Origin of the sequence: Phocaeicola fibrisolvens (assembly GCF_025567125.1) — a bacterium.
GTDB lineage: Bacteria > Bacteroidota > Bacteroidia > Bacteroidales > Bacteroidaceae > Phocaeicola > Phocaeicola fibrisolvens.
In genome coordinates this window covers 1-5,527 of sequence record NZ_JAOQJI010000089.1, presented here as the reverse complement: position 1 = coordinate 5,527, position 5,527 = coordinate 1, and the positions used below count along the sequence as shown (strand labels likewise).

Here is a 5,527-nt window from a genome sequence, read left to right as displayed (position 1 = left end):
TTAAATCTTATAATTCAGCACTATAAATTTAATACTTTTATCGCTATGTTTCTAATTATCACTGAAATATATTTATTACTATTTCGAACTCACGTTAAGATACATTTTTCCAATTTTTATGTTATATTTTTTTTCAAGAATATAGCAATATAAATTCTGTTGAATGCAATAGTGCCAGTAAGGAGTATCTTCTATTTGATTGAGTTCTCCCAAACCCTTCTCACCATAATTATTTACTGTGATGGGATTGCCCATAAAGTCAACAATACGATGACTACGCTTCCAATCATATATATCGAAAACATCTCCACGTTTATGTATCATGTCTATTGTTCCTGCAATTTCTAGTTCCTCATCATAAATGGTCCATTCTGTTCTAAAAGGTTTAAAATTATGATTCTTGGAGAATTCCATAAACTGTGCATATTCATGGTCAAGGGTGATTTGCTCTTCTATATGAACATATTTTCCTTCGTAGTTAAATGAGAATTCCTGTTTATAAGGAAGTCCTTTATAATAATTTTCTATTTGTTGGTGCATAAAAGTTCCTACATCACGTGAACATGTACCTTTGGCATCCCATTCTTCAAGTACTTGTCCTTGTGGTACATTTCGTTGACGGGCTTTGTATTCTGCCCAATAATATGAGTCAAATGGCTTAAAGAAACAAGATATAACACTGCTGACAGGAATAAATAACTTTTGTCCATTGTATAGATAAATATGCTCTTGTGGATAAAATTGAATATAAGTATCTCTTACGTGAAATGTAGATTCTCCTTTTGTATAATTTTTATTTGTGGAACAAGTATCAAAAACTAATGGGGTTACCATTTGAGCACATATTTTTTCCTTTTCTGTTTGTTTTATATCAGAAATTTCAAGTTTTTCGTTTTCTATAATACCAAATTTATGGTTTAGGTATTTTTCACGAATATTTTCGATTGCCATTACTTTTGCTTGAATTTCTGTCCATCGTTCAACTTCTTTGGGAGTAGGATATGAGAGAAGATCAATAGGTAGGAATGTAGACGGGTAAATTTGATGAAGCACTTGTGCAATTAAAGCGGCACACCCCTTGGAGTTGGAACAGACTTGATATTCAGTAAAACGAATGACAATCCATCCAATATTGTTTAAAAGTGTATCACGGAAATCGTCCCCACATCCTATATAATGGATGGGGTTACGTGTAAGAGCAGCGTATGGTTCGTCTATTTCGATGTCTATTCTTATGGATGGGTGTTTCTTGCATATAATCGCGATGTCTGGTTCAAATGGCCTGTTATCTTCTACAGGGAGTATATTGCAATCGCCGAGTATAAGTAAATCACACTCTTTAAAAATGTCTTGCAGATAATTTTGGAAATTAGCTTCACTAAAACCTCTTCTGGCTATGGCTTTTCTTCTATAAGGAAAAACGATATTTCCATATTTTGGATATTTAATTACTGGATAAATCTTGTTGCTCTTATTTTGGACAGAATGTGGAGTAAAATAATCAACATGCTGAATATCAAAGTTATCAATAATTCCTACTGTATAGTCATTATTGATTTTTTGTTCTGCTGTATTGATAATATTTGCCAATTCTTTGTCGACATTAGTAGTTTGTGTGAAACATTTAATTCTTTGAATCTTATCTTTTGCTGTTTCAATATCAGCAGGCTTTAGTGCATTAGAAATCGAATTGATATCATCTTTTATGTATTTTTGTTGTTGTAACTCTTTGTCTTTTTTATTAATGAGTTCTTGCATTTCCTTTCGAGAAAATTCTTTCATAAAAGAAATATAAATGATGCAAGGATTTTGGTGTTCAAATTGCTGCATTACAGATTTACATCTTTCCACAAATTGAGTTTGTGTTGTTATTTCATCAATAATGGCTACATAGTTTGAAGATAATTTATCCAAGTGATGAAAATTAGATGATTGAATTCCAAGTACAGCCAAGTTTGAGGTCAAAAACTGAAATTGAAGACTTTCATCAGGATTGGTTCCAAATGTGATTACTTGCACAGGAACGTTCAAGGATTTTATAAAATTACTAATTTCTATATTGAGATAGGAAGGAAATTTTATTTTTCCTTGTTTATACTTTTCTATATTATTGTTATTTTCAAGAATCCGTTTAAAATAAGTGTAATTTAAATCAGTAGCAGTACAGAAACTTGAAAAAAAGAATTGCCATACACGATAGTTTCCTTTTAAAGTTTCTCCTTTATAATTAGTTTTTACAAGATTTAAGTTATAGAAATAACAACCAGAGTGTGGAGTTGTAGATTTCTTGCTACGGCATAACTTACTAAAAGCAACTTGTGCCTGTTCCCATTTTTCTGTTACCAAAAATTTTTTCTGTCGTTTGTCGAAATTTATTATTTCTGTAATGTTGTTTATAACTAATAGTTTGCTCGCAGACGGATGTTCTTTTTCCCAACAAGCAAGTCCATTAGAATAGGTGGTTTTAATCATATTATATTCAGCTAATACCTGTTCATCCCGTTGAAGTTGTTTTAATTCTTGTATTTCTTTCCATTTTATTTCTGGGAAAGAAGTGATTCTTTTTATATCTTGTCTCGTAAAACTATTTTCTGGTTTAAAAATTCGTACTTCTTCTAGGAAATAAGAGTATGCATAAGGATATGTATTCTTTAGGTGATTAAATTTTTTCATTAAACGCTTTGTGGATAATTTAAGCGCAAAAATGTTGATTATAAGAATGAGGAATAATGTAGCTACAATTATGCATATCGCTATAATACCTTGTAGCCCCCATGTTATAAGGATTTCTAATGCACATCCAATGCAACTCATATTTTTTGAATTCTATAATTTTTTAATAGTATAAAGTGTAAAACTGTGATAGCATGTTTTAGTTAGCGGTTTATGGGAAATTTTATATACAGTCGCTTATAGCGTAAGAATTACTATGCTTTTTGAGTGTGTCGTTTGAAAATTTCCTATGTTCCTAAATTCCTGATAAGTAGAATGTTTTTCTTTTTCTAATATGTTTTGGAAATAATCGTCTTGATTTGAATACAAAAGTACAAAAAATCTGTGATATAGGCCTATTGATATAGGGCTTATTTTGATTTCCAGCATGATAGCCATCCTTTATGGGGTTATTCTTAAAATCTCCGTAAAAATCGTCTTTTTTGTACATGAATCAACTATGCAGAATTCTCAAGAATGAAAGATTTTTTATATGTTATAAAGTGATTAAAAATTAGGATGATGTAAAGGTTAGAGGTTATGATTTGAAATATAACTGTACTAAGTCAGTTATTTGTGCAATATTTATTCAGGAAAAATGAGAGATTATAGGAGGTATTTAGTAACAAAACCCCGGATAGATCTAATTCATAGACTTTCAGGGGTTTGTAAAAAATAAATATGGTAGTTAAGAAAGAAATTCCCCACCAAACGACAAAGGAAGCAAGTCTTTCGTGCCGTTCACCTCATAAATCGCTTTTTCTCCATACAGCAGGATGCGCATGGGCTGACGGTAGCGCTGTTCCGTTTCCAGCAATACCTGGCGGCAAGCTCCGCAGGGAGGAATCGGCGTGTCAAGGTAGCCGGATTCACTTCGGGCAGCGATGGCCAGCGTCAGTACCGCCTGGTCGGGATACTGAGAGTTGGCATAGAATAAGGTGGTACGTTCGGCACACAGTCCGGAAGGATAGGCGGCGTTTTCCTGGTTTGTGCCTGTCACAATCACGCCATTTTTCAGCAGGGCGGCAGCACCTACCGAAAATTTGGAGTAAGGTGCATAACTGCGGGAAGTGGCTTCTTTGGCCTTGTCAATCAGTTCGCGGTCTTTCGGAGCAAGTTCTTCGTATTGCAAAGAGTGGATACAAATTTCCAGTTTAATTTCTTTCATGGCTTTTGTTTTTGTGAGTGGGTAATAGACAAATATAGCGAAACTCGCCCGATTTCGGATGGATTTAGGAAGAATAATGTAAACTATTGGGCTTTCAGGGAGATACGCAGCATTATTCCGCATTTGTAAATGTGTGCTTTGAAGCCGTTTTTTGAATAGTTAAGCGAAAAAATTGCTACCTATCCGTTGCCCATTCCAGTTGTATGGAGTTGTTTGAAAATCCTTTCTGCTCCGACCGTAAAGAACGCAGTTTCATCATTTTGGCTTAGCGAAGGTACTTATTTTTTTTGAGATATGAAAAATATAGGTTCCGGAAGTCAATGGTGATAGCTTTGTCGATGTCTGACGATATTTTACATGCCGATGATTAACTCTGTCTCTGTTAATTTTGCAAACAATGGAACAGATTATGAATCAGACAGATGTAAAGGTTTCGTTCTACCTTAAAAAGAGCGAGGCGGATGCCAGGGGAAACTGTCCCGTGATGGCACGGCTTATTGTCGGCAAGCACTCTGAAACAGCATTCAGTGTCAAGTTTCGTGTGCCACAGTCATTGTGGTCATCCGGACGGGCGTGTGGAAAAAGTGTTGCGGCAAGAGACATAAACAACAGACTGGATGAAATACGTGCTGCCGCGCTCGGCATCTATGCGGAACAATCTGCAATCCGTGAGGATGTAACAGCAGAGGATGTAAAGCATCAACTTTTGGGTATGGCTTCGGAACAGGAAACCCTATTAAGCTATTTCAGACTTTTCATTAGAAATTTCGAGAAACGCGTTGGGATCAATCGTACGGAAAAGACATTGAGGGCTTACCGCAATTCCTACAATCATCTGGTACGTTTTTTACAGATGCAATATAAGCTGTCAGATATCCCTTTTGCCGCATTGGACCGTTCCTTCATTGAAAAATATGACTTGTATCTACGTACGGAATGTTGTCTGGCTTCAGGCACAATAGTCAATCTTACCGTCCAACTGAAAACAATTGTCGGAGAAGCTATTGCTGACGGTATAATAACAGTATTCCCGTTTGTCGGATATGAACCGGTACATCCGAAACCGGAACAGAAATATCTCACCTCCGAAGAATTGAATAGGATTATGACAACACCTCTCCATGATCAGATTCTTTATCATGTGAGAGATATGTTCCTGTTTTCCTGTTATACGGGTATTCCCTATAGCGACATGTGTCTGCTGACAAATGAAAACCTTTCTCTCGCGGAAGATGGTACCTGGTGGATCAGGAGTTCTCGCAAGAAAACCGGTGTAGATTTTGAAATACCGCTTATGGAACTGCCGTTCCATATTATTGAAAAATACCGCGATATGGCTCCTGAAGGAAAGCTTCTCCCCATGTATTCCAACAGTTCATTGAATCGTTATCTGAAACGCATCGCCGAAATTTGCGGTATAGGACGTAAGCTGGTCTTCCATGCAGCCCGTCATACCTATGCGACAGAAATTACACTTTCCCATGGCGTACCGCTTGAAACGGTCAGCAAGATGTTGGGGCACAGTCGTATTGAGACCACACAGCATTACGCAAGTGCGCCCAGATTGGTCGCTTGATAAATACTTCTGTAGTAAGAAGTTAGGATTGGGTTCAATATAATCCTATCGTCAATCAGCTTATCCGACGG

3 protein-coding genes are annotated in these 5,527 nt (G+C 36.0%); 1 reads left to right on the top strand and 2 read right to left on the bottom strand.

The annotated features are described in order from the left end of the window. Positions 1–78: 78 nt before the first annotated feature. The gene (locus tag OCV81_RS17465; protein WP_148331108.1) at positions 79–2,814 is read right to left on the bottom strand and encodes an FIVAR domain-containing protein; all 2,736 of its coding nucleotides are present in this window, start codon (positions 2,812–2,814) and stop codon (positions 79–81) included. Between the two features lie 586 nt (positions 2,815–3,400). Next, positions 3,401–3,880 carry a cytidine deaminase gene (gene cdd / locus OCV81_RS17460; RefSeq protein WP_148331107.1) on the bottom strand — a complete coding sequence of 160 codons (480 nt, stop codon included), beginning with the start codon at positions 3,878–3,880 and terminating at the stop codon, positions 3,401–3,403. 409 nt (positions 3,881–4,289) lie between these two features. On the opposite strand from cdd, the gene OCV81_RS17455 reads away from it, so the two are divergent. Further along, positions 4,290–5,456 (top strand): site-specific integrase, encoded by a 1,167-nt coding sequence (locus OCV81_RS17455; protein WP_148331109.1) that lies wholly within the window; start codon positions 4,290–4,292, stop codon positions 5,454–5,456. Positions 5,457–5,527 lie beyond the last annotated feature (71 nt).

What these genes read in the sequence shown, in the direction of transcription:
- OCV81_RS17465 (WP_148331108.1), bottom strand. Translation starts at nt 2,814, where the DNA reads ATGAGTTGCATTGGATGTGCATTAGAAATCCTTATAACATGGGGGCTA.
- cdd (WP_148331107.1), bottom strand. Translation starts at nt 3,880, where the DNA reads ATGAAAGAAATTAAACTGGAAATTTGTATCCACTCTTTGCAATACGAA.
- OCV81_RS17455 (WP_148331109.1), top strand. Translation starts at nt 4,290, where the DNA reads ATGAATCAGACAGATGTAAAGGTTTCGTTCTACCTTAAAAAGAGCGAG.